At 72.3% G+C, this 24,565-nt stretch carries 16 protein-coding genes and 1 pseudogene; 8 read left to right on the top strand and 9 right to left on the bottom strand.

Features of this window, described 5'->3' with window-relative positions; genetic code table 11:
* Positions 1 to 78: 78 nt before the first annotated feature.
* Positions 79 to 1,227 (bottom strand): annotated as a pseudogene (locus Pma05_RS21255) (DNA recombination protein RmuC); the annotation flags it as partial.
* Positions 1,228 to 1,283: 56 nt separating this feature from the next.
* On the opposite strand from Pma05_RS21255, the gene Pma05_RS21250 reads away from it, so the two are divergent.
* Together Pma05_RS21250 and Pma05_RS21245 are read left to right on the top strand one after the other, a co-directional pair.
* Entirely contained in the window at positions 1,284 to 2,051 is a 768-nt protein-coding gene (locus Pma05_RS21250; protein ID WP_203859188.1) for a hypothetical protein, read from the top strand.
* Positions 2,052 to 2,202: 151 nt separating this feature from the next.
* Positions 2,203 to 2,811 (top strand): hypothetical protein, encoded by a 609-nt coding sequence (locus Pma05_RS21245; RefSeq protein WP_239312780.1) that lies wholly within the window; start codon positions 2,203 to 2,205, stop codon positions 2,809 to 2,811.
* A gap of 83 nt (positions 2,812 to 2,894) precedes the next feature.
* On the opposite strand, the gene Pma05_RS21240 is transcribed toward Pma05_RS21245, so the two are convergent.
* Complete coding sequence (locus Pma05_RS21240) at positions 2,895 to 4,733, bottom strand: glycoside hydrolase family 3 protein (protein WP_203859186.1); 1,839 nt, start codon at positions 4,731 to 4,733, stop codon at positions 2,895 to 2,897.
* 128 nt (positions 4,734 to 4,861) lie between these two features.
* On the opposite strand from Pma05_RS21240, the gene Pma05_RS21235 reads away from it, so the two are divergent.
* The gene (locus Pma05_RS21235) at positions 4,862 to 6,838 is read left to right on the top strand and encodes a serine hydrolase domain-containing protein (RefSeq protein ID WP_203859185.1); all 1,977 of its coding nucleotides are present in this window, start codon (positions 4,862 to 4,864) and stop codon (positions 6,836 to 6,838) included.
* A gap of 302 nt (positions 6,839 to 7,140) precedes the next feature.
* On the top strand, positions 7,141 to 8,106 hold the full coding sequence (locus tag Pma05_RS21230; RefSeq protein WP_203859184.1) for a putative endonuclease domain-containing protein: 966 nt from the start codon (positions 7,141 to 7,143) through the stop codon (positions 8,104 to 8,106).
* A 12-nt stretch (positions 8,107 to 8,118) separates the two neighbouring features.
* Here the strand turns inward: Pma05_RS21230 and Pma05_RS21225 are convergent, their stop codons facing one another.
* On the bottom strand, positions 8,119 to 8,718 hold the full coding sequence (locus Pma05_RS21225; RefSeq protein WP_203859183.1) for a hypothetical protein: 600 nt from the start codon (positions 8,716 to 8,718) through the stop codon (positions 8,119 to 8,121).
* A gap of 619 nt (positions 8,719 to 9,337) precedes the next feature.
* On the opposite strand from Pma05_RS21225, the gene Pma05_RS21220 reads away from it, so the two are divergent.
* Positions 9,338 to 10,480 (top strand): M14 family zinc carboxypeptidase, encoded by a 1,143-nt coding sequence (locus Pma05_RS21220; RefSeq protein ID WP_239312777.1) that lies wholly within the window; start codon positions 9,338 to 9,340, stop codon positions 10,478 to 10,480.
* 120 nt (positions 10,481 to 10,600) lie between these two features.
* Here Pma05_RS21220 and valS read toward each other — a convergent pair whose 3' ends face one another.
* The gene (gene valS / locus Pma05_RS21215; protein WP_203859181.1) at positions 10,601 to 13,213 is read right to left on the bottom strand and encodes a valine--tRNA ligase; all 2,613 of its coding nucleotides are present in this window, start codon (positions 13,211 to 13,213) and stop codon (positions 10,601 to 10,603) included.
* A gap of 93 nt (positions 13,214 to 13,306) precedes the next feature.
* Complete coding sequence (locus Pma05_RS21210; RefSeq protein WP_203859180.1) at positions 13,307 to 13,933, bottom strand: DUF6939 family protein; 627 nt, start codon at positions 13,931 to 13,933, stop codon at positions 13,307 to 13,309.
* Positions 13,934 to 14,152: 219 nt separating this feature from the next.
* Here Pma05_RS21210 and Pma05_RS21205 point away from each other — a divergent pair, with 219 nt between their 5' ends.
* Entirely contained in the window at positions 14,153 to 15,073 is a 921-nt protein-coding gene (locus tag Pma05_RS21205) for an aminoglycoside phosphotransferase family protein (RefSeq protein WP_203859179.1), read from the top strand.
* A 66-nt stretch (positions 15,074 to 15,139) separates the two neighbouring features.
* Here Pma05_RS21205 and Pma05_RS21200 read toward each other — a convergent pair whose 3' ends face one another.
* The 3 genes from Pma05_RS21200 to Pma05_RS21190 all read right to left on the bottom strand — a co-directional run bounded on the left by Pma05_RS21200 (position 15,140) and on the right by Pma05_RS21190 (position 20,030).
* The gene (locus Pma05_RS21200) at positions 15,140 to 17,137 is read right to left on the bottom strand and encodes an ABC transporter ATP-binding protein (RefSeq protein ID WP_203859178.1); all 1,998 of its coding nucleotides are present in this window, start codon (positions 17,135 to 17,137) and stop codon (positions 15,140 to 15,142) included.
* Entirely contained in the window at positions 17,134 to 19,167 is a 2,034-nt protein-coding gene (locus Pma05_RS21195; RefSeq protein WP_239312775.1) for an ABC transporter ATP-binding protein, read from the bottom strand. Before Pma05_RS21195 ends, Pma05_RS21200 begins: the two co-directional genes overlap by 4 nt.
* Positions 19,168 to 19,517: 350 nt before the next feature.
* On the bottom strand, positions 19,518 to 20,030 hold the full coding sequence (locus tag Pma05_RS21190) for a methylated-DNA--[protein]-cysteine S-methyltransferase (RefSeq protein ID WP_203859177.1): 513 nt from the start codon (positions 20,028 to 20,030) through the stop codon (positions 19,518 to 19,520).
* Positions 20,031 to 20,164: 134 nt separating this feature from the next.
* Between Pma05_RS21190 and Pma05_RS21185 the strand changes: the two genes are divergently transcribed.
* Entirely contained in the window at positions 20,165 to 21,358 is a 1,194-nt protein-coding gene (locus tag Pma05_RS21185; protein WP_203859176.1) for an RNA-guided endonuclease InsQ/TnpB family protein, read from the top strand.
* On the opposite strand, the gene Pma05_RS21180 is transcribed toward Pma05_RS21185, so the two are convergent.
* Positions 21,355 to 23,064 (bottom strand): DNA-3-methyladenine glycosylase 2 family protein, encoded by a 1,710-nt coding sequence (locus Pma05_RS21180; RefSeq protein WP_203859175.1) that lies wholly within the window; start codon positions 23,062 to 23,064, stop codon positions 21,355 to 21,357. The genes Pma05_RS21185 and Pma05_RS21180 overlap by 4 nt on opposite strands.
* Positions 23,065 to 23,461: 397 nt before the next feature.
* Between Pma05_RS21180 and ychF the strand changes: the two genes are divergently transcribed.
* On the top strand, positions 23,462 to 24,550 hold the full coding sequence (gene ychF / locus Pma05_RS21175; protein ID WP_203859174.1) for a redox-regulated ATPase YchF: 1,089 nt from the start codon (positions 23,462 to 23,464) through the stop codon (positions 24,548 to 24,550).
* Positions 24,551 to 24,565 lie beyond the last annotated feature (15 nt).

The raw sequence follows: 24,565 nt of genomic DNA, 5'->3' as shown, positions 1-24,565 counted from the left end.
GACCAGCGGATCGACCAATGGATCGACGAGCGGCTCGACCAGCGGCTCGACCAACGGCTCGACCGATGGGTCGGCTGGCGGGTCGACCAGTTCGGGCGCCTGCGGCTGGCGGGGTGCCGTCTCCACCTGCGGCGGCACCGGCAGGTCGTCGCCGGCCACCCCCAGCTCGGCGAGCTTGCGCGCGCTGACCAGCACCCGCGCCTCCAGCGAGCCCACCGCCCGGTTGTACGCGGTCACCGCCCCGCCCAGCGCCCCGCCCAGCTTGGAGACGTGCTCGCCGAGGGTGCCGAGCCGGCCGTACAGCTCGCGGGCCAGCGTGTGCACCGCCACCGCGTTACGGGCCAGCGCCTCCTGCCGCCACGAATACGCGACCGTACGCAGCAGCGCCACCAGGGTCGCCGGGGTGGCCAGCACGACGTTGCGGGTGAACGCGTGCTCCAGCAGCGTCGGGTCGCGTTGCAGCGCCACGTCGAGGAACGGGTCGGCCGGTACGAAGAGCACCACAAACTCGGGGGACTGGTCGAAGGCGGTCCAGTAGGACTTGGCGGCCAGCGCGTCGACGTGTGCCCGCAGGTGCCGGGCGTGCGCGTCCAGGTGCCGGTCCCGGCCCTGCTCGTCCCGGGCCTCCATCGCCGTCAGGTACGCGTCGAACGGCGCCTTCGCGTCCACCACCACCGAGCGGCCACCGTGCAGCCGGACCACCAGGTCGGGGCGGACCACCTGCTGGTCGGTGGCTCCGGTGACCTGCTCGGAGAAGTCGCAGTGCTCCAGCATCCCGGCCGCCTCCACCACGCGGCGCAACTGGTGCTCGCCCCAACGGCCGCGTACCTGCGGGGCGCGCAGCGCCGCCACGAGCTGCTTCGTCTCGGTACGCAGCTCGCCGGAGACCGACGTCATCGCACGGACCTGCTCGCGCAGCTCGGCGTACGCGTCGACCCGGTCGTGCTCCAGCTCGGCGACCCGCTGCTCGTAGCGGCGCAGCGTCTCGTGCAGCGGCGCCACCGCCCGGGCCACCGCCTCCTGGGACTGTGCGGTCGCCTCGTAGGAGAGCGCCCGCATCGACTGCTCCAACCGGCCCTCGCCGTCCCGGGTGGCCCGCAGCGTCGCATCCAACCGGGCGATCTCGGCCGTCGACCGGGCGGTGGCGGCGAGCCAGCCGATCGCCCCGCCCGCGACGAGGCACACGATCACCACGGCCACGGTCGAGAGGTCCACGTCACAGAGCATGCCAGGCGGCCGGCGCAGCGGCGCGGGTACTCGCCGGTGGTGGGTACCGTTGGGTCATGGGCGAGGTGATCTGGTTTCTCCTGCTGGTGGTGCTGCTCGGCGGCGGGCTCCTGTGGTGGCGTCGTGAGCGCGCCGCCCGACAGGCCCGGGAACTCGCCGACGCGCGGGCCGACGCCGGTCGCTGGTACGAGCGGCTGGGCGGGCAGTTGATGCACCTGCACGGCGACGAACCGGCGGTCCGGCAGGCGCTGGCCGATGCCGGGGAGCGCTACAACGCGGCCGGCAGCCAGCTCGAACAGGCGCGCAGCGCCCGGCAGTACGAGCTGGCCCGGGAGACCGCCCTGGAAGGGTTGGCGTACGTCCGGGCGGCCCGGCTGGCGCTCGGCATCGATCCGGGGCCGGAACTGCCGCCGCTGGCCGCCGCCCGGGGTGCCGGGGCGATCACCGTGCCGAGGGAGGTGCAGGTCCAGGGCGAGACGTTCCGGGCCGGGCCGAACCCGGGGGCGGGGACTCCTTACTACTACCCGGGTGGGCGGATGCAGGGTCGGCCGGTGCCGGCCGGCTGGTATTCGACCCCGTGGTGGAAGACCGGTCTGGCGGCCGGCGCCGGGGTGCTGGGCGGCATGCTGATCGCCGACGCACTCTTCTCGCCCGCCTTCGCCGACCCGGGTTACGGCTACGACGCCGGCTACCAGGAGGGCTTCGCGGACGGCGCGGACTACGGCGACGCCGGGGGCGCGGACGGCGGCGGAGACTTCGGCGGGGGCGGTTTCGGTGGCGGCGACTTCGGCGGGGGAGACTTCGGCGGCGGGGGAGATTTCTAGCGGTACGCCCCGATCGTCCCGGTGGTCGTGCCGGCCTTCGGGCTAACCGTCCGGTGGATGGTAGGGCTGACCGGATGGTCCTTGGCAGGGTCAACCGGCAGAGTCGTCAACTGTGAGCGTTGAGGTGGAGACCGTAGGGAGGCGCCGCCCGGTGATAGCCGGACGCTGGGTGACCAGCCTGGCCGCGGCGGGACTCGGGGTCGTGGTGGTGACCGTGACCGCACAGTCGATCGACCGGTTCCACTGGTGGGCCGGCTTCGTCCTGGTACCCGGAGCCCTGATCGCGGCGTCCGGCGGACCGCTGCTGGCTCGCGGCGGCGGGCGCGCGTTCGTCGGATACCTGCTGGCCTGCGTCGGTGGGCTGGTCTTCGCGGTCGGCGCGATGCTGATGCTCGGGGTGATGGGGCGCGGCTGGCCATTCATGATCACTCTGCCGGCGCTGGCCATCGCCGGCACCTACCTCTGGCGGTCGCCCGATCCGCTGCCCCGGGCCTTCCACCGCACGGTCGCGCTGCTGGCGCTGAACACCGCCGCGCTCGGGGTGACCTTCCTGCTGCTGGTCAACGACGTGCTGGACTTCGGCTCGACCGGCTGGTGGGGCGCTTTCATGATGGTCGGCGGCGTGATCATCCTGGCCAACGGGCTGGAGTTGCTCCGGCACCGGATCATGTACCGGGCCCAGGCCGTCACCCTGGCCGTCGGCCCGGCGGTGATCGCCTTCCTGCTCGGCCTGCGCTTCCTGCGCGACTGGCCGTTCTGACTGGCCGTTCTGACTGGCCGTTCTGACTGGCCGTTCTGACCCAGGCCGCCTGGCGGTTCCGCCAGCGGGCCGCTGACGGGCCGCTAACGGGGGAGCCGCCAGGTGAGGCCGTGGCCGTACGGGTAGCGGACCGCCGTCGGGTCGGCCGGGTCCGGGATGCTGACCGGGAGCTTGCCGCGCGGCGCGACCTCCCCGACGAGTACCCGGGTCAGCGCCTCCATCGACGCCTTCGTGTAGCCGAACGTGACGAGCTGGGTCGGTACGTCGTCGAAGTGCCCGACGTCGTAGGCGTCCCGTACCGCGACCACCACCACCGGCCGGCCGGTGGCGGCCAGCGCGTGCACCAGCTTCTGCTGCCGGGCGTTCGGATCGGTGACCGTGGTGTCGAAGGACTTCTGGGTCAGCACGATCGTCAGGTCGTTGGCCTGGGCCGCCGTCACCGCCTCGGCGATCTTCGCGTCGTTCGGCAGCCCGGTCGGCAGCGCCGTGGTCCGGTTGCCCCAGGCGGCCAGCCCGGCCGCGAGGGTGCCGACGTTGTCGAAGGCGCTGGAGTTCCAACCGGTGACCAGCACCGACCGGTCGGCCCGGGGCAGCGGCAGCAGCTTGGCGTCGTTGCGTAGCGCGGTCACGGTACGGTCGGTGATCTTCCGCAGTTCGGCCTGGTGGGCGGGCTGCCCGACCACCCGTTCGGCGGCGGCCGGGTCGACCGGCGGCACCCCGTCGAGTACGCCCCGGCGCTGCTTGAGGGTGAGGAGCCGGCGTACCGACTGGTCGATCCGGACCTCGGTGAGTTCACCGGAGGAGACGGCGGCAAGTACCGAGTTGACCGCCAGGTCGAGGTTCGGCGGCATCAGCAGCAGGTCGGCGCCAGCCTTGAGGGCGAGCACGGGTACCCGGTCGTCGCCGTACTTCTGGCGTACCCCGGCCATGCCCAGCGAGTCGGTCACCACCACGCCCCGGAATCCGAGCTGCTCGCGGAGCAGCCCGGTGAGGATCGGCGCGGAGAGCGTGGCCGGATCGCCGGAGTCGTCCAGCGACGGTACGACGATGTGCGCCGTCATGATCGTGTCGATTCCGGCCGCGATGGCCGCCCGGAACGGCGGTGCGTCGAGTTGTTGCCACTCGGCCCGGCTGTGGTGGATCACCGGCAGTTCGGTGTGGCTGTCGTCCCGGGTGTCGCCGTGCCCGGGGAAGTGCTTGGCGGCCACGGTCACCCCGGCGCCCTGCTGGAAGCCGACCACCTGGGCGGCGGTCATCCCGGCCACCAGCAGCGGGTCGGAGCCGAAGGAGCGTACCCCGATCACCGGGTTGGCCGGGTTGACGTTGACGTCGGCCGACGGCGCCCAGGCTTGCTGGATGCCGACCGCCCGCAGTTCCCGCCCGGTGATCCGAGCCGCGGTGTACGCGTCGACCAGGCTGCGCCCGGCGCCCAGCGCCATGTTGCCGGGGAAGAGGGTGGCCGGGGCCGGCAGCCGCTGCACGATGCCGTGTTCCTGGTCGGTGGAGATGAGCAGCGGGATCCGGGGCCCGTTGCCGGCGGCGCTCGCCTGGAGCCCGCTGGAGAGCGTGGCGATCTGCCGGGGCGAGTCGAGGTTGTGCGACCAGGAGAAGTAGATGACCCCACCGAGGTGGTATTTCGCCACCACCTCGGCCCCGGTCTCCACCCCGTACGCCTGGCGGTTGGCGGTGGCGTCGGCCGCGCTCGGCGCGGTGGCGGAGCCGCCGTAGACGTAGGTGGCGAAGAGCTGGCCGACCTTCTCCGGCAGGCTCATCCGGGCGATCAGTCGGTCCACCGGGGACGGCGTGCCCCGGGTGGACGGTGTGGCCTGGGTGGCGGAGGGTGCGGCCTGGGCGGGCGGGCTGGCGCCGCCGGCGACGAGCAGGGCGATCGCGACGGTTGATGCCAGTAGTCGGCCCCGCATGGCACCTCCAGGTGATTCATCCGACTCTATAAATTAGTCGGCCCTGGGGGATTGGGCAAGAAGCTTCTGTGTTATTGCCAACTCCGAAGGAAAGCTTCATTCTGGGGCGGGGCTGACGAGATCGGTCGATGACCGGCACGGAGGTGGTGGCGATGCGTCGTCGGAGGATCAGCACGGGCGTCCTCGGTGCCGGAGTCGGCACCGCCGTCCTGCTCACGGCCCTGGCCGTCGCACACCCCGCAACCGCCGGCCCGAAGGTGGGTCAGGCGCTGACCGGTCCGAAGGTGGGCCAGGCGCTGGCCGGGCCGAAAGTCGGACAGGCGTTGACAGGTCCGAAAGTCGGACAGGGGGTGGCCGACCCCGAGGTGGGCCAGGCGGTGACCGGTGGGCGGGGCGGGGGATGGCAGGGCGGGCCGCCGACCGTCGGCCCCGGCGACGTCCGGTTCGAGCGGCGCACGCTGCGGGCCGGCCGGCCGCAGGAGGTCGGGCTGCTGCCCGAGTACGTCGACCGGCTGCGCACCGACGCCGAGGCGTACCTGGCGCCGACCCCGGACCACCCCACCTTCCCGACGTACGCCGGGGCAGTGCTGCTGGCCGCCAAGGACGGGGTGGTGGTCCGGCACGAGGCGGTCGGTACGGCGGTGCGATACAGCGAGGTCGGGCCGGCACCGGGGCGGGTCGGTGTCGAGTTGCCGGCCGACCAGCAGGTCCCGATGGCCAAGGACACCATCTTCGACCTCGCCTCGATCTCCAAGCTCTTCACCACCGTGGTGGCACTGCGCCAGGTGGAGCGCGGCACCATCGAGCTGGACGCGCCGGTGGTGCGCTACCTGCCGGAGTTCGCCGCCGGTGGCAAGGAGGCGGTGACGGTACGGATGCTGCTCACCCACACCGGCGGGCTGCCCGCGTTCGCACCACTGTGGAGCAGCTACCCGACCCCGGAGGAGCGGGAGGCCGCTGCCCTGGCCAGCCCGTTCGCCGCCGGTGCCAGCCCCGGCAACCAGTACGTCTACTCCGACCTCGGGCTGATCGCGCTCGGCGTACTCGTGGAAAGGGTGACCGGTCGCCCGCTGGAACAACTCGTCGCCGCCGAGGTGACCGGCCCGCTGCGGATGCTCGACACCGGCTACAACCCGGCACCCGCGCTCCGGCACCGGATCGCCGCCACCGAATACCAGCCGTACGCCGACCGGGGCATGGTCTGGGGCGAGGTGCACGACGAGAACGCCTGGGCGTTGGGTGGGGTGGCCGGGCACGCCGGACTCTTCTCCACCGCCGCCGACCTGGCCATCTTCTGCCAGATGCTGCTGAACGGCGGCGAATACCGGGGCGCCCGGATCCTCCGTGAGTCGACCGTGCGGGACATGCTGGTCAACTACAACGCCGGGCTGGAGAGCCGCTATCCGGAGAGCGACCGGGGGTTGGGGCTCGAACTGAACAAGCACTGGTACATGGCCGGGCTCTCCTCGCCGGTCGCGTTCGGGCACACCGGATTCACCGGTACGTCGATCGTGGTCGATCCGCTGTCGCACACCTTCCTGATCCTGCTGACCAACCGGGTACACCCCGATCGGAACTGGGGCAGCAACAACGTGGCCCGGCGGGCGCTGGCCCGCGACCTGGCGTACGCGACTCCGGTCCGGCCACCGCTCGGCGGCACCGCCTGGCGCGCGGACGACCGCGACAGCGGCAGCGCCACCCTCACCGCGCCACTGCGCCGCTCCGCCGGCCGCGCGGCGGTGGCCAGCTTCCAACTCTGGTACGACACCGAGCCGCGCTACGACCTGCTGCACTTCCAGACCTCGGCGGACGGCGGCGAGACCTGGGCGCCGGTCGACGTGACCCTGGTCGGACCGACCGGGCGGTGGACCGCCGAGGGATCGGTCACCGGCTACGGCGGCCGGCGCTGGTGGCAGGCGTTCGCCGAGTTGCCGGCCGGCACCACCGACCTGCGCTGGAGCTACACCACCGACGCCAGCTCCCAGGGCCGTGGCGTGTACGTCGACGGCCTGCTCGTCGTCGGCACCAACGGCCTGCTCTTCTCCGGCGAGGGCACCGACGCGACCCGCTTCACCGCCACCGGCTGGACCCCGTCGAGTCGGTAGTCCGGGCCGTCTCCCGGCCGTCGCCGTTCGGCGGGCGCCGTCGTTCGGCGGGCGCCGTCGTTCGGCGGGCGCCGTCGTTCGGCGGGCGCCCAAGATTCTTGGCGAGTTAGGGCGCGTAGCGAACCACAGTTCGCCAAGAATCTTGACGCGCCGCGGGTGGTTGTCCACAGGCGGGTGGATGGGCGTTGTGGGGGTGTGGTTGGGGGCGGAGACTTGGTCGGGTGTCTATCGCTCGGAGGCAGCCGAAGGCGGCCGTCGATCGCAGACGACCGGATCGGGTGCGGTTGCCCGGGGTATCGGAGATGCCGGCAGAGGGCACTGGCGAACTCGACTGGTTGGCGTTCGCGCAGGCCGGAGTCCTGGCAACCGGCCAGGCGGTACGGCTGCTCGGCCGGGGCGCCGTCCGTGGGCTGATCGAATCGGGCCGGTGGCGCTCGCTGTGCCGAGGTGTGCTGCTCGCCGGCAACGGGCGCCTCACCCGTGACCAGCAACTCTGGGTGGCCGTACTCGTCGCGGGAAAGGGGGCGGTGTTGGCCGGTGCCACCGCCGCTGCCGAAGCGGGCGTACGGGGACTGCGGCAGGAGCCGCTCTACGTGCTGGTTCCGGCCGCCCGGCATGCCTCCACCGCACTGCGTCGGCTACCGCTGGACATGCCGGGCGTACTGGTGCGCCGCACGACGATCCTGCCCGAGTCGCACCTGCAACTCGGCCGGCCGATGCGTACCACCATCGCGCGGGCGCTGCTCGACGCGGCGGGCTGGGCGCGTACCGATGACGAGGCGCGGACCGTTCTCGCCGCCGGCTGCCAGCAGCGGCGTACGACGGCACGGGAACTCCGGGAGATGATGGCGGAACTGCCGAAGCTGCACCGGCGATCGTTGATCGCTCGTACCCTCGACGACATCTCCGGCGGTGCCGAGGCACTGTCCGAACTGGACTTCGTGGCACTGTGCCGCCGCTTCCGGCTTCCGCCGCCCGACCTCCAAAAGCGGCGGGTCGACGCCAGCGGGCGGGTGCGCTATCTGGACGCGTACTGGCGGCGCTGGCGGTTGCACGTCGAGATCGATGGCGCACACCACATGGACGTACGGCACTGGGAGGCCGACCTGCGCAGGCAGAACGACATCTGGATCGCTGGCGACCGGATCCTGCGGTTTCCGGCCTCGCTGGTCCGGAGCCGGCCGGCGGAGGTGGCCGACCAGCTACGGGCGGGGCTCGAAGTGGCCGGCTGGCGACCCGACCGTTGGCGCCGCGCCGGCTTGGACTGATGCTGCGCCGGTTCAGAGTCGGGCGGCAACCTGCTTGCCGAGTGCGGCGAACTTGCTCTGCGGAATGACCGACGGGCCGGAGAGCACCACCAACCGCAGCTCCTGCTGGTACGGCACGGCGAAGGCCAGTACCCGGGCGCCCTCGACGGTGTACGCCACCGCGTCCGCCCCGACGCCGTCGACCCGGGTCGTCTTGGCCTCGCTGCCCTCGCCGATGGCGTCGATCGTCTCGGTCGCGGTGTCGGCACGGTCGGGGAACGCGGTCGCGACCAGCGACAGCGCCTCGCGGTTGCCGTCCTGGTAGGTGCAGGTGTATCGAGTGGTCTCGTCCTCGGCGGGCGGTGCTTCGGTGGCCTTGAGCGTGGTCTGGTCGGAGCCGCCGAGGGTCTTCACCACCTGGTTGGCCGGAAGCAGCTCGCAGGCCGACGTGATCTCCTTCAGCTTGGCCGGCGCGCTGGCGGTGGCCTTCGCGCCGGGCGAGGAGGAGGCCGTGTCGACCGGACCGCCGAACGTGGCGGGTTCGCCGTCGCCCCCGCAGGCGCTGGCGGAGAGCACGGCCAGCGCGGCGATGCTCAGGGAGAGGGAGCGGCGGGCAGTCTTTGCGGGGGCCAACGGATTCTCCTTACACATTTGTTGCAACGGAGCGGACGCCAGAAAAGGCCGTACCGGGGATTCTGGCAATGGTCGACATGGTCCGTGTCGGCGTCCGGGGTGAGTCGTGAAACTGGTTACTCGTGGCACTGGGGGAGTTGACGTTCCTGCTTTCGTTCGTTAAGTGACAGGTCGGCTCCGGGGTGCCGATCGGAGTGGCGAGCCTAGCGGCTGACCTGGTGAGGGTGGGAGCGGTGGCCGATGATGGTGAACGCTTTGGAAAAGTGGTAGCCCCGGCGGGGATGCCGGTGGCTTCGACTCGTGAGCCGATTTTGCGGGCGGGAAAGGCGGTCGCAGCGAAACTTGGCCGAGTTTTGTTACATCGACCCGCCGTTCTGTGGTGCGGACATTTCTCACTGTTTCCGGCGGCCTCGGTCGCGCTTTCGTGCCGCAAGATCAATCTGTGTCCGACTTGACCGCGTCACGCCGAACCCCCACCCCATCGGAGGTGCAGCGCATGTCATCGAGGTTGTCCCGCCACGGAGGTAAGCCCGCCATTCCGCGATCCGTTACCGGTCGCGCCGCCGCGTCATCGCCGGCGCCCGGCGCCGCCGTCAGTCACCTCGGTCGCCGCCTGGCGGTGGCGGCCACCGTCCTCCTCGGCGTTCCGGGGGCGGTCGCGGTGACCAGCGGCCCGGCCGTCGCCCAGCCTCTCCAGTCGCACTGCGGGACGGAGACGGGCGACAAGCCGGTCGAGGGCTTCATCAGCCACGACGAGCTGCGGCGCAGCCTTCGGCAGATCGAGCAGACCAGTGGCGGCAAGGTCGCCGTCGATGTCGCCGGTCACTCCAACCAGGGGCGGGAGATCTGGACCGCCCGGGTCGGCGAGGGCGACACCGTGGTCCTGATCCAGAGCCAGATCCACGGCAACGAGATGAACGGCACCGCCGCGCTGCTGGAGACGCTCAAGACGCTGGGCAACAACTCCGCCCGCTCCGCGCAGATCCGCGAGGCAGTCACCGTGGTCGCCGTACCGAAGCTCAACGCCGACGGCGGTGAGCTGGACACCCGGCAGAACGCCACGAGCTGGGACGATGTCGTCGCCGACTTCCCGCAGTTGGCGGGCGCCCGGCCGGCGTGGAACTACAACTCCCGGCTCGGCGGGTTCGACGTGAACCGCGACTTCAACCCGGACCTCGGCTACGTTCCCCAGCCGGGGGACTTTCCCGGCAACAGCGCCTCCGTCGGCTGGTACGTGACGCCGGAGGCGCAGACCGTCCGCGAGGTCTACCGCGACCTGGAGCGGGAGTTCGGCACCGTGGACGTCTTCGTCGACCTGCACAACCAGGCGCCCTGCTACACCGGTGAGGGGATGGACGACTTCACCACGCTCTCCATCTCCGGGCGCTTCATCACCGACCCGGCACAGCACGGCAACTGGCCCAAGTTCGACTACGACGCGTCCCGCCGGATCAACATCGCCGCGTACGACGCCATGCAGGGTGGGAACTCGCCGCAGAGCAAGGTCACGCTCTATCCGCAGGACACGAACCTGCCCGGTACCGCACTGGGCTCGTTCGCCCTCCGGGGCAGCGCGACGATCCTGTTCGAGACGCGGGGCCAGACCCAGTCCTGGAGCCAGAAGCAGAACGGCATGCTGAACAAGCAGATCGAAACCGGGATGTTCGGCATCATCGACGCCGTCACCGACGGGACGCTGGGCGGCATCGACCCGCAGCGGTACGAGTCGATTCCGGAGCGGATGAACGTCCCGCAGGACTGACAACCGGAGCTGACGACCGGAACGAGCCGGCGTCCCGGCCTCCCTCCCACGCGGGTGGCCGGGACGTCGGCGGCGATCCGACAGGTTGCACGCCGGCACGGAGGAGGATCGCCTGATCGCCTAGAAAGCGCAGGCGATGACGAGTTCCGGGGTGCGGTCGGGGAGGAAGTCGAGCTTGCCGATCCGACCGGCCGCCTTCAGGTCCCCGGCGATGCTGGCGAGCTGCTCCAGCATCGCCGCCGGGCCGAGCGCCTCGGCCAGCGGCACCTCGGTACGCATCGACACCTTGCGCTCCGACTTCGCCCGCCGTACCTGGGTCAGCGCCGCCCCGGCCAGCTCCAGCAGTGCCGGATCACCGTCGGCGGCCACCCGCTGGATCTCGTACGTCGTCGGCCACGGCGAGCGGTGCACCGAGCCGTACCGCCACCAGGACCAGACCTCCTCGGTGACGTACGGCAGGAACGGGGCGAACAACCGCAGCAGCGTGGAGAGGGCGGCGGCCAGGGCGGCCCGGGCCGACTCGGCACCCGGCCCCTCGCCGTACGCCCGCTCCTTCACCAACTCGATGTAGTCGTCGCAGAACCGCCAGAAGAACGCCTCGCTGACCTGCATCGCCTCGGTGTGGTCGTACCGGTCGAAGGCGGCGGTGGCGGTGGCGACCACAGTGGAGAGTCCGGCGAGCATCGACCGGTCCAGCGGCTCGGTCGCCGGCGCCCGCAGGGCGTCGCCGGCACCGAGGCCGAGCGCGAACCTGGACGCGTTGAGCAGTTTGGTGCCGAGCCGCCGGCCGATCCGGATCTGGCCGGGGTCGAACGCCAGATCGGTGCCGGGCCGCCCGTTCGCCGCCCAGTAGCGGACCGCGTCCGGGCCGTGCTCCGCCAGCAGCCCGATCGGGGTCTGCACGTTTCCCTTGGACTTGGACATCTTCTTGTGGTCCGGGTCGAGGATCCAGCCGGAGAGGACCGCGTCCCGCCAGGGCAGCACCCCGGCCTCCAGGTGCGCGCGGACGACGGTCGCGAACAACCAGGTACGGATGATCTCCTGCCCCTGTGGCCGCAGATCCATCGGGAAGACCCGGGCGTAGAGGTCGGGGTCGTCGAGCCAGCCGCCGACGATCTGCGGGGTCAGCGACGAGGTGGCCCAGGTGTCCATCACGTCCGGATCGGCCATGAAACCGCCTGGCCGGCCGCGCTGCGACTCGGTGTATCCGGCCGGGGTGTCGGAGGTCGGATCGACGGGCAGCGCCGATTCGTCCGCCGTGAGAGGCTGGGCGTAATCCGGCTCGCCAACGTCGTCGAGCCGGTACCAGACGGGGAACGGCACCCCGAAATAGCGCTGCCGGCTGATCAGCCAGTCCCCGGTCAGCCCGCTCACCCAGTGCTCGTAGCGGTGCCGCATGTGCGCCGGCACCCAGTTCAGCTCGCGTCCCCGGTCGAGCAGTGCGGCCCGCAGCTCGGCGTCCCGGCCGCCGTTGCGCAGATACCACTGCCGAGTCGAGATGATCTCCAGCGGGCTGTCGCCCTTCTCGTAGAACTTCACCGGATGCGTGATCGGCCTCGGCTCGCCGGCCAGGTCGCCGGAGCCGGCCAGCAGCTCCACGATCCGCCGCCGGGCCGCGTTGACCTTCAGGCCGGCGAGTTCGGCGTACGGGGTCGGGTCGACGCCGGACGGTGGCTCGGGCAGCAGCCGACCGTCCCGGCCGATCACCACCCGGGTCGGCAGCCGCAGCTCCCGCCACCAGGTCACGTCGGCCAGGTCGCCGAAGGTGCAGGTCATCACGAGACCGGTGCCCTTGGTCGGATCGGCCAGCGGGTGGGCGTAGACGGTCACCTCGGTGCCGAACAGCGGGGTGCGGACCGTGCCGCCGACCAGGTCGGCGTACCGCTCGTCGTCGGGGTGGCAGACCAGCGCCACGCAGGCCGGCAGCAGCTCGGGGCGGGTGGTCTCGACGTGCACGTACGGGTCGTCGCGGCCGGGGCCGGCACCGATCGGAGTGTCCGCGCTACCCGGCCCGGACGCCAGCACCTCGAACCGGATCCGGTGGTACGCCCCCGGCCGCTCCCGGTCCTCCAGCTCCGCCTGCGCCACCGCCGTGCCGAAACCGACGTCCCAGAGCGCGGGCGCCTCGGCGGAGTATGCCTCACCCCGGGCCAGGTTCCGCAGGAACGCCCGCTGCGCGGTGGCCCGGGCCGTCCGGCCGATCGTGGTGTACGTCAACGACCAGTCCACCGACAGCCCGAGCAGCCGCCACAGCTCCTCGTAGACCTGCTCGTCCTCGGCGGTCAGCGCGGCACACAGCTCGACGAAGTTGCGCCGGGAGATCGCGACCGGGTTCTTCCGGGCCTCGTCGCCGACCGGCCGCTGCGGCGGCTGCCACTGCGGGTCGTACGGCAGGCTCGGGTCGCAGCTCACGCCGTAGACGTTCTGCACCCGGCGCTCGGTGGGCAGGCCGTTGTCGTCCCAGCCCATCGGATAGAAGACCGTCCGGCCGCGCATCCGCTGGAACCGGGCCACCGTGTCGGTGTGGGTGTACGAGAAGACGTGCCCCATGTGCAGTTCGCCGGATACGGTCGGCGGAGGAGTGTCGATCGCGTACACGTCCGACCGGCTCTTCGTCCGGTCGAAGGCGTACGTCCCCTCCTCCTGCCACCGGTGGGCCCATTTCTCGGCCAGCCCGTCCAGGCTGGGCCGCTCGGGGACACCGGTGCGCTGGTGCCGCGCCGCATCCGTCATTGGCCGATGGTACGGGAGACGGCCGGGCCGCCGACCAGGATTTCCGCACCGCGCGCCCCCGTCCGACGCCGACTCCGCCGGCTCGCCCGACGGCTAGCCCGCCGGCCCGCCGGACACCGCCTCAACCCGCTCGTCGGGCACCGCCTCAGCCCGCCCGTCGGGCAGTGACTCCGCCGGCCAGTCGCCGGTGAGGAACGACCGGACCAGGGCGGCGTGCGAGAGCGGGGTGTCCAGGTCGGCGACGTCGGCGTTGGTGGTGTAGTCCAGCAGCACCACGTCCCGGTCGGCGGCGAGCCGGCGCAGCTCGGCGACCAGGTCGGCCGCCGGCTGTTCCAGCACCCACCGGTACGTCGGCAGGTAGATCAGGCGGCGGGCCTCCGGGTAGTCCAGCAGTCGGTCGCCGGTCAGCCCGGCCCGGTGCCCCCGGACCGCGCCGTATCGCCGTACCGTCCGTTTCAGGCCCTTCATCGTGGTCACGCCGAGCCGGCTGGGATCGACGTCGACGCCGGCGAAGACCTTGAGCGCCTGCCAGATCCCCTCCACGGACTCGCCGGAGACGCCGGGCGAGAACGGCACCGGGATGCCGCCGTGCGGATAGAACGGACTCAGCCGCACCCAGGGGTCGGGCCCGCGTGAGGTCACGTCGAGCACCAGCGCGCCCGGCGCCGCCGCCTCGATGGTCGCGGCGGAGCGCCGCCGGCTCATCACCCGTATCGTCATGGGATCGCCCTCCGGTCGACGGCACGTCGCCGGCCCGACGTGACCACGAACTCTGGTCGACCCGCATCCTGCCGCCCGGGTACGACAACCCGGATCGGAGCAGCCGGCGCCAGGCACCCGCCCCGGCCGCTGATCCGCCGGTCCGCCGGCCTGCTGATCCGCCGGCTACCGTGGACGCCGTGATTCCCGAGGCGACGGCGTGATTCCCGAGGCGAGACGGTGATTCCCGAGGCGCTGGCCCGCAACGCACGGCAGGTGTGGGGGGCGGACGGCATCCGCTGGCTCGCCGAGCTGCCCCGGACCCTCGCCGAGGTGGCCGCCGACTGGGAGTTGACCGTCGGCGAGCCGTACGACCTGTCGTTCCACTACGTCACTGCGGTGACCTGTGCCGACGGTCGGCCGGCGGTACTGAAACTGGGCGTGCCGAGCGGGGAGTCGCTGCGTACCGAGGCACCGGCCCTGGCCGCGTTCGCCGGCCGGGGCGCCGTACGCCTGCTCCGGGCCGACCTCGACCGGGGGGCCCTGCTGCTGGAGCGGGCCGAGCCCGGCTGGCGGCTGCGCGACCTGGTGCCCGGCCGGGACGCCGAGGCGACCTCGGTGGCGGCGGAGGTGTTGCGCCGGATCGCCGTACCGGTGCCGGCCGACTGCCCGCTGCCCGACCTCTCCAGCTACGGCGTCGGCTTCGAGGAATACCTGGCGGTGCACGGCGACGGCGGGCCGCTGCCGGCCGACCTCGTCGCCCGGGCCGATGGCCTGATGCGCGAACTGTCTGCCTCGGCGCCCGGGCGGGTGGTGCTGCACGGCGACCTGCACCACGACAACATCCTGCGCGCGGAGCGCGAACCGTGGCTCGCGATCGACCCGCACGGGCTGGTCGGCGATCCCGGGTTCGAGGTCGGTGCGCTGCTCTACAACCCCGAGCCGGACGACCGGGATCCGGCGTTGACCGCGCTGGTGCCGGCCCGGGTCGAACAGCTCGCCGACCTACTGGCGATGCCGGTGGACCGGGTGGTCGGCTGGGGCTTCGTGATGGCGGTGCTCTCGGACGTCTGGACGGCCGAGGACTGGAGGCCGGGCGCCCCGTCGCCGGCCAGTCGGGCGCTGGACGTCGCGCGCCTGCTGCTACCCCGACTGAGCTGAGCCGGCCGGTCCCCGCCTGCTGGCCGGGCCCCGTCCCACCGGAGCAGCGCCTATGGGAGCAGCGAGTCAGCGGAGCAGGGAGTCGCGCCACTGCCGGTGCAGGGCGGCGTACCGGCCGCCCCCGGCGATCAGCACCTCCGGCGGACCGTCCTCGACCACCCGGCCGCCGTCCAGCACCAGTACCCGGTCCGCGATCTCCACGGTGGACAGTCGGTGCGCGATGACGATCGCCGTCCGCTCGGCCAGGATGGTCCGCAGGGCCCGCTGCACCAGCCGCTCGCTGGGGATGTCCAGCGACGAGGTGGCCTCGTCCAGGATCAGCACCGCCGGGTCGGCGAGGAACGCCCGGGCGAACGCGACGAGCTGCCGCTGCCCGGCGGAGAGCCGGCCGCCGCGCCGGTGCACGTCGGTCGCGTACCCGGCGGGCAGCGCGGCGATGAAGTCGTGCGCGCCGATCGCGTCCGCCGCCGCGACCACGTCCCCGTCGTCCGCCCCCGGCCGGCCGAACCGGATGTTGTCCGCCACCGACCCGCCGAAGAGATGGTTCTCCTGGGTGACCATGACGACCGCCCGGCGCAGGTCGGCGTCGGCGACGTCACGCAGGTCGACCCCGTCCAGGGTGACGGTGCCCCGGGTCGGGTCGTAGAACCGGGCGATCAGCTTCGCCACCGTCGACTTCCCGGCACCGGTCGCGCCGACCAGCGCCACCGTCTGGCCGGCCGGGATCGACAGGGTCAGCTCCGGCAGTACCGGAGCGTCGGCGCGGTAGCCGAAGGTCACCGCCCGCAGGTCGACCGCACCCCGGACCGGCCCGGTCGGCAGCGGGCGGGGCGCGGCCGGCTCCGGTACGCCCGGCCGCTCGTCGAGTACCCCGGCCAGCTTCTCCAGCGCGGCCGTGGCGGACTGGAGTGCGTTGTAGAACTGGCTCAACTCCTGCATCGGCTCGAAGAACCGGCGCAGGTAGAGCAGGAACGCGGCGAGTACCCCGATCTCGGCGTGCCCGCCCAGCACCCGCATGCCGCCGTACGCCAGCACCACCGCGATGGTCACGTTGCCGATCACCTTGATCGCCGGCGAGTACGTCGCGATCAGCCGGAACGCCCGCAGGTTCGCCCGCCGGTGGTCGTCGTTGAGCGCGCTGAAGATCTGCTGGTTGCGCGGCTCGCGCCGGAACGCCTGTACCGCCCGGATCCCGCCGAGCGACTCTACGAAGTGGACGATCACCAGCGCGACCGTCTCCCGGGTACGCCGGTACGCGGACGCGGAGGCGCGGGCGAACCAGCGGGACAGCCAGAGCAGGAACGGGAAGGCGAGCAGGGTGACCGCGGCCAGCGGCAGGTCCAGCCAGAGCAGGACGCCGGCCACCGAGACGATCGAGAGCACGGCGAGCACCAGGTCGTCGATGCCGCCGTCGACCAGTTCGGCGATCGAGTCCATGTCACTGGTCAGCCGGGCCACCAGCCGGCCGGAGGTGTAGCGCTCGTGGAAGCTGACCGACAGCCGCAGGAAGTGGTCGTAGACCCGGCGGCGCAGGTCGAGCAGGATGGCCTGGCCGATCCGGGTGGAGAGGGTGAGGAAGCCGCGCTTGCCGGCGTACTCGGCTCCGGCGGCGAGCCCGAACGCGGTCGCCACCGCGACCAGTGGACCCGGGTCACCGGCCCGGAGCGGCCCGATCGCCCCGTCGATGCCGAGCATCACCAGGTACGGCCCGGCCATCCCGGCCGCGTTCTGGAGCAGCAGCAGGGCCACTGCCACGCCGATCAGTTTGCGGTGCGGCCGGATCAGCGAGCCGAGCAGGACTCGGCTGCGGCTGCGGAGTCTGGCGATGCCCTGCGCGGTGCCGGTCTCGGCGGCGGTCCGGTCCGCCTCCGGGTCGGCGGCGATGCCCCGCCACCGGGACAGGTCCGGGCCGATACTCGTCCCGCCGTCGACGGCCTCTGCTGCAGTCCCGCCGTCGACGGGCTCCGCCGCCGTCGTCCCGCCCGTGAACGGGCCGGCTGCCGTCGCGCCGTCGACGGCCTCTGCTGCCGTCGTGGCGCCGTTGATCGGGCCGGCTGTCGTCATGACCGGACGAGTCCGAGGTCGTCGGTGTCCTCGGCGGAGAGCACCGCCCGGTACGCGGGCACCTCGCGCAGCAGTTCGGCGTGGGTACCGACGGCGGCGATCCGGCCGTCGGCGAGTAGTGCCACCCGGTCGGCCAGGGCGACGGTCGAGGGCCGGTGCACCACCACCAGCGCGGTGGTGTCCCGGAGTACCCGGGCCAGCGCCCGTTCGACCAGCGCCTCGGTGTGTACGTCCAGCGCCGACAACGGATCGTCGAGCACCAGTACTCCGGGCCGGCCGAGTACCGCCCGGGCCAGGGCCAGCCGTTGGCGCTGCCCGCCGGAGAGGGAGAGACCCTGCTCGCCGATCCGGGTGTCCAGCCCCCATGGCAGGTCGTACACGAAGTCGGCCTGGGCCACGGCGAGCGCGGCGCGTACCTCGTCGTCGCCGGCATCGGCCCGGCCCAGGGTGAGGTTCTCCCGGACGGACATCGAGAAGAGCGTCGGTTCCTCGAACGCGATCCCGACCTGGCTGCGCAGCGAGTCGAGCTGGATGTCCCGGATGTCCCGCCCGTCCAGGGTGACCTGGCCGGCGGTGACGTCGTAGAGGCGCGGTACCAGCGACAGCAGGCTGGTCTTGCCGCAGCCGGTGGCGCCGACGATGGCCAGCGTCTCGCCGGGCCGGACCGCCAGGTCGACGCCGCGCAGCACCGGGGGACCCTGTGGATAGCCGAACCACACCCCGTCGAAGCGGAGCGCGCCGCCCCGACCGGCTGCCTCCGGCCCGGCCAGCGCCACCGCGCCCGGCCGGTCCACGACCGTCGGCCGGGTGTCGAGTACCTCGTAGATCCGGTCGGCGGCGGTCATCGCCTCCTGCGCGTTGGCGATGATCCAGGCGAGCGACTCGATCGGCCAGATCAGCATCAGTTGCAGGCTGACGAAGGCGACCAGCCCGCCGATGGTCAGCGAGCCGTCCGCGACGGCCACCGCACCGGCGACCAGCACCGCCGCCAGGGTCAGGTTGGGAATCAGGTCGAACTGTGCGGAGGTACGGGCCAGCAGCCGGCCCTTGCCGGTCGCGGTGTCGTGCAGCGTACGGCTGCCGGCCGCGAACCGCCCGGTCATCTCCGGGCGCCGGCCGAACGCCCTGATGGTGCGGATGCCCTGCGCGGACTCCTCGATCAGGGTGGCCAGGTCACCCTGCTCGTCCTGGAGGCGTCGAGCGGCCAGCAGATAGGCCCGGGTGAACCGGCGACTCGCCAGGAACAGCGGCACCGCGCCGGCCGCGACCAGCAGCCCGAGGCCCGGATGCAGCGCGATCAGCAGCGTCACCACGGCGAGGTAGGTGGTGACGTTCACGACCAGGAAGAGCAGTCCGAAGGAGAGGAAGCGCCGGATCACCGACAGGTCACTGGTGACCCGGGACAGTAGTTGGCCGGACTGCCAGCGGTCGTGGAAGCCGATGTGCAGCCGTTGCAGGTGGGCGTAGATGTCGTCGCGGATGGTGGCCTCCATCCCGACCGCCGAGGAGGACTGTGCCCACCGCCGGACGAAGATCAACGCCGCTTCGGCGAGCCCGAGCAGCAGCGCCAGCCCGCCGAGCCGGAGCAGGCCGCCGGGGTCGCGGTGCGCGATCGGGCCGTCCACCGCCCGCTGCACGACCAGCGGTACGGCGATGCTCGCCCCGGTCGCCGCGAACGCCGCGAGCAGCAGCCAGACCAGTTGGCCACGGTAGGGGCGGAGGTAGCGGCGCAGCCGCCAGAGGTTTCGGGGCAACGGATTGCCGGGCAGCCGGAGCCGCCGGCGAGACGACGGCTCGGCCGTGGACGACGACTCGACGGTGGACGACGGCTCGGTCGTGGATGACGGTTCGGTCGTGGATGACAACTCGGCGGTGGACGAGGGCTCGGCGGTGGACGACGGCTCGGTGGTGGACGGCGGCTCGGCGGCGTGCCGCTTCGGGGAGCCCGCCCCGCGCGTCCGTAGCCGGGCGGGCAGCCGGAAGCCGGGCCGGCCCCGGACCGTGGGCTCGTCGTCACGATCCGGCGCCATGCCATGACGTTAACGGCAAATCCAGCTTCCGGCTGAGTCGTGTTGTTGTCACCTGTGGTCGCCGGGACCGATCCGCCGCCTGGCACCGCTCGGCGAGCCGCCACTGATCGACGGCTCAGTCCCGCCGCGCCCCCTCAGGACCTGTTCGGCCAACGGCGCGACGGCCAGCCCGCGCTGATCCCCGACTCAGTACACCCGGGCAGCCCGGTGCCGGCTGGTCGGCCCGCTGCCGGCGGTCGGCCTGGTGCCGGTGGGCGTACGGCGGGCGTGCGGCGTAACCCGCCGAGCGGGCTGCCCTCGCATGTGCGAGCTTCCTCGGCGAGTCGGCCACCCAGGTCCGGTTCGCCGGGTCACTCGCCGACCGGGCTTCCCTCGTGTGCGAGCAGCCAACGCTTCACCGGCAGCCCCCAGCGGAAGCCGCCGAGCCCGCCGTCGGTACGCAGCACCCGGTGACACGGTACGAAGAGCGCGGCGGCGTTGCGGGCACAGGCCATCGCGGCGGCCCGGACCGCGCGGGGCCGGCCGGACAGCCCGGCGAACTCGGTGTAGGTGACCGGCTCGCCCGGCTTGACCTGCCGCAACGTCTCCCAGGCGTGTGCCAGGAACTCGCCGTCGGTGTGCTGCGCGACCGGCACCGCGTCGATCGCGGTCAGGTCACCGTCCAGATAGGACCGCACAGCCCCGGTGACCGGGCCGAGTTCGGGCCGCTCCCGCACCTCCCGGCGCAACCGCGGGTGCACCAGCCCGAGCAGGGTGCCGGAGTCCGTGCCGAAGCCGGCGGCGTGCACCACCCCGTCCGGGTCGGCCAGCACCGTCAGCGCACCGGCCGGCGTCTCGATCCGACTGCTGTACATCTCGTTCATCGAGAGCCGCCCGAGAAGCCCCTGGCTTCAGCCATGGGGAGGAAAGGGTGGTCCGGTGTGGTGTTGGTTGTTGGCATGGTGTCGACTCCTCTGCGGGGCCTGAACTGTCGGATGCGGCTGGAATGCTCGCGGGTGTGGACGAGGTGGTGCGGTATACCTTCCGGTTGCGTCCGGGCGCGACCGCGGAGGCCGCGCTGTTGGCTGACTGGGGGTGGTGTCGCTGGCTGTGGAACGAGGCTGTCCACCAGTGCAGGACCGGGCGTAGGCCGACCTTCGGCAAGCTGTCGAAGTTGCTGACCGAGGCACGGGCCCGCTCGTCGTGGTTGCGGGACGGGTCTCAGGTCGCCCAGCAGCAGACGCTGCGTACCTATGCTCTGGCCCTTCAGCACTCGTTCAGGGTGAAGGGACGCGGCCGGCCGAGGGTCAAACGACTGAAGGACGCCCTGCCCAGCCTCGAATACACCACGCGTGGGTTCTCGATCCGCGAGCGCCGGCTGCGGCTGCCCGGCGGCGTCAGCATTCCGGTCGTCTGGTCCCGCGAGTTGCCGTCCGATCCGACCAGTGTCCGTGTCTACCAGGACTGTCTCGGGCACTGGTATGCCTCCTTCGTCGTCCGCCGCGACACCGCGCCCGCGCCCGATGTCGAGGGGGCGATTGGTGTCGACTGGGGTGTCACGACGACCGCGACGACCACCGACCCGGCCTACGACCTGCCGTACCTCGGCCACCGGAAACGGTGTGCCGCCGAACTCGCCAAACTCCAGCGCCGGATGGCCCGCCGCCGCAGGGTGAAGGGCGCCCCGCCGTCGAGCGGTTATCTGCGGGCCAAGCGTCAGGCGGCGAAGGTGGCGAAGAAGGCGGCCCGGCAGAACATCCACGATGCTCGGGTCTGGGCGAAGAAGGTCGTCGACGACCACGCGACCATCGCGGTCGAGGATTTCAAGCCGAAGTTCCTGGCCAGATCGCGGATGGCGCGTAAGGCTGCTGATGCGGCGATTGGTGCGGCGAAGCGGGAGCTGGTTGATCGTGGCTTGCGGGCGGGCCGGAGGGTGGTGTTGGTGCCGCCCGCCTTTACCACGATGACCTGCTCGCAGTGCGGTACGAGAGCCAAGGACCGTCTCGGGTTGGGTGTCAGAGTCTTCCGGTGCGACACCTGCGGGTACACCGCGGGTCGGGACCGGAACGCCGCGAGGACGATCCTCGCCACGGCAGAGCGCGGCCGTGCTGGTGCCGACGACGTGAGACATGCGATCACCTCCTTCCGGGAGGTCGGTGAGGTGCGGTCTGAGCCAGAAATCCCCCGGCTTCCAGCCGTGGGGAAGCGTTAACCCGCTCTCCATAGTCTGATCACCGCGTACGAGCGCCAGGGCCGCCAGCGGCCGGCGTACGCGTCGAGGCTCTTCGGGTCGTCGGGGAGGCCGAGCGCCGCGGCGCCCCGGCGTACCCCGAGATCGGTGGGGAGGAAGACGTCCGGGTCGCCGATCGCCCGCATCGCGACGTAGCCGGCGGTCCAGGCGCCGATCCCGGGCAGCGCGGTGAGCCGATCGACCAGCTCGGCCCGGTCGGCGCCGGGATCCAGGTCCAGGTCGCCGGCGGCGACCGCCTCGGCCAGGGCCCGGATCGTCGCCCGCCGGGCAGCCGGCATGCCGAACGCCGAGTCCGGCAGGGCCAGCACCTCCTCGGCGGTCGGAAAGGCGCGCAGTCCGCCCGGACCGCCCGCCTCACCCGACCCCGCCGGCCCGCCGGTCACCGAGGCGGGTTCGCCGGCGGGGCCCGCCGGGACAGCGGGTGCCTCCATCGGGTCGGGCAGGTCGATCGGAGGTACGTCGACCTGGGGCGCGCCGGAGGAGGCCGTGGCGGCGAGCCGGGCGGTCGACCCGCCGGCGGTGGCCGCGGTGGCGAGTCGGGCCAGCACGGTACGCGCCCCGGCCACCGAGACCCGCTGGCCGACGATCGCCCGGACGGCCATCTCGAAGCCGTCCACCGAACGTGGCACCCGGATGCCCGGCTCCTTCGCCACCGCGTCGGCGAACGCCGGATCGGCACCGAGCACGCCGTCCACCGCCTCCGGGTCGGCGTCCAGGTCGAAGAGTCGGCGGCAGCGGGCCACCGCCGGGGCCAGGTCCCGGACGTCGGTGAGCCGGAGGGTGGCGGCGACGTACCCGGGCATCGGGGTCATGGCGATCTCGGCCGGCCCGTTCGGCAGCCGCAGGCCACGGCGGTACGACCCGGCCGCTACCTCCTCGATCCCGGGTACCGCCCGCAGGGCGAGGAAGTCCAGTAGCGCGTCGGCGTGCAGTGGCGCCCGGTAGGCGAGCCGCAACGCGATCGTCCCCGGTGTGCCGTTCGGGCCCTGGACCGTCGAGCCGGCCGGAGCGGAAACACCGCTCGGGACCGTCGAGCCGGCAGGGGCGGAAACACCGCTCCGGACCGTCGTCCTGCTGCTGCGCCGGGAACCCGTACCAGCCGACCGGCGGGCGGCGTCGCGCAGTTGGGACGGTGCGACCGCGTACACCTCACGGATCGTGTCGTTGAACTGCCGTACGCTGCCGAAGCCGGCGGCGAAGGCGATCTCGGCCAGGCCGAGGTCGGTCGTCTCGACCAGGATCCGGGCGGTCTGCGCCCGCTGGGCCCGGGCCAGGGCGAGCGGCCCGGCACCGACCTCGGCGACCAGCATCCGGTTCAGGTGCCGTTCGGTGTAGCCGAGTCGGCCGGCCAGCCCCGGCACCCCCTCCCGGTCGACCACACCGTCGGCGATCAGCCGCATCGCCCGGCCGACGACGTCGGCCCGGACGTTCCACTCCGGCGATCCGGGGGCGGCGTCCGGCCGGCACCGCCGGCAGGCGCGCAGCCCGGCCCGCTGGGCGGCGGCGGCCGACGGATAGAACCGGACGTTCTGCCGCTTCGGGGTCGTCGCCGGGCAGGACGGCCGGCAGTAGATGCCGGTGGTGGTGACGCCGGTGTAGAACCAGCCGTCGAACCGCTGGTCCCGGCTGTCGACCGCCCGATAGCACCGCTCGAAGTCCAGCTCCATGCCTTCGATGGTGCCGCCTGCCGGCCGCGTTGACTCGCGGAAATCGGACCTGGCCGTGCGTACCCGACCGGCTGGTGGCCGGAGTCACCGCCCGGACCGCCCCGCCGGGTCCGCCCAGGCAGCCCGGACGCTCCGCAGCGCCCGCCCGGACGGCCTGGCCTGCTGCGCCGGGTCCGCCTGAGGCGGTCGGCCTGCTCCGCCGAGCCCGCCCGGGGCGCCCGGCCTGCTGCGTCGGGTCCGCCCGGGGGCGGGAGCGGTCCGGGGGTAACGGGCGGTCCGGGCGATCGGTCTCGCCCGTCGCGGTGTCGGTCCGGGCGCGTCCGTAGACTTCATCCCGGGCCGGGCCGGTGGACCACACCGGGTTGCGGGAGGCTACGAGAGAGGCAGTCGCGTTCGCATGACTTCACTGACCATCGGCATCGTCGGCCTGCCCAACGTCGGCAAGAGCACGCTCTTCAACGCGCTGACCAAGAACGACGTACTCGCCGCGAACTATCCGTTCGCCACCATCGAGCCGAACGTCGGGGTGGTCGGCCTGCCGGACGAGCGGCTGGAAAAGCTCGCCGAGATCCACGGCTCGCAGAAGATCATCCCCGCGCCGGTCTCCTTCGTCGACATCGCCGGGCTGGTCCGGGGCGCGTCGAAGGGGCAGGGCCGGGGCAACGCGTTCCTGGCCAACATCCGGGACGCCGCCGCGATCTGCCAGGTCGTCCGGGTCTTCTCCGACCCGAACGTGGTGCACGTCGACGGCAAGGTCTCGCCCGGCGACGACATCGAGACGATCAACACCGAGCTGATCCTGGCCGACCTCCAGACCATCGAGAAGGCGCTGCCCCGGCTGGAGAAGGAGGCGAAGGTCCGCAAGGACCGGGCCGCCGCCGTCACCGCCGCGAAGAAGGCGGCCGAACTGCTCGACACCGGGATCACGCTGTACGCGGGCGCGGCCAACGCCGGGATCGAGGTGACCGAGCTGCGCGAGCTGCACCTGCTGACCACCAAGCCCTTCCTGTACGTCTTCAACGTCGACGAGGCGGAACTCAACAACGCCGACCTGCTGGACGAGCTGCGCCTGCTGGTCGCACCGGCCGAGGCGATCTTCATGGATGCCAAGGTCGAGTCGGAGCTGACCGACCTGCCCCCGGACGAGGCGCGGGAGCTGCTGGAGTCGATCGGGCAGTCCGAGCCCGGCCTCGACCAGCTCATCCGGGTCGGGTTCCGCACGCTGGGGTTGCAGACGTACCTGACCGCCGGGCCGAAGGAGGCGCGGGCCTGGACCGTCCCGATCGGGGCGACCGCGCCGGAGGCGGCCGGCGTGATCCACTCCGACTTCCAGCGCGGCTTCATCAAGGCCGAGATCGTCTCGTACGACGACCTGGTCGCCGCCGGCTCGATGGCGGCTGCCAAGGCCGCCGGCCGGGTCCGGATCGAAGGCAAGGACTACGTCATGCAGGACGGCGACGTGGTCGAGTTCCGATTCAACGTCTGAGTGCTGCCCCGCCCG

Source organism: Plantactinospora mayteni (genome assembly GCF_016862935.1).
Classification (GTDB): Bacteria; Actinomycetota; Actinomycetes; order Mycobacteriales; family Micromonosporaceae; genus Plantactinospora; species Plantactinospora mayteni.
The sequence above is the reverse complement of the archived record's forward strand: the minus strand, read 5'-3'. Positions and strand labels throughout refer to the sequence as shown.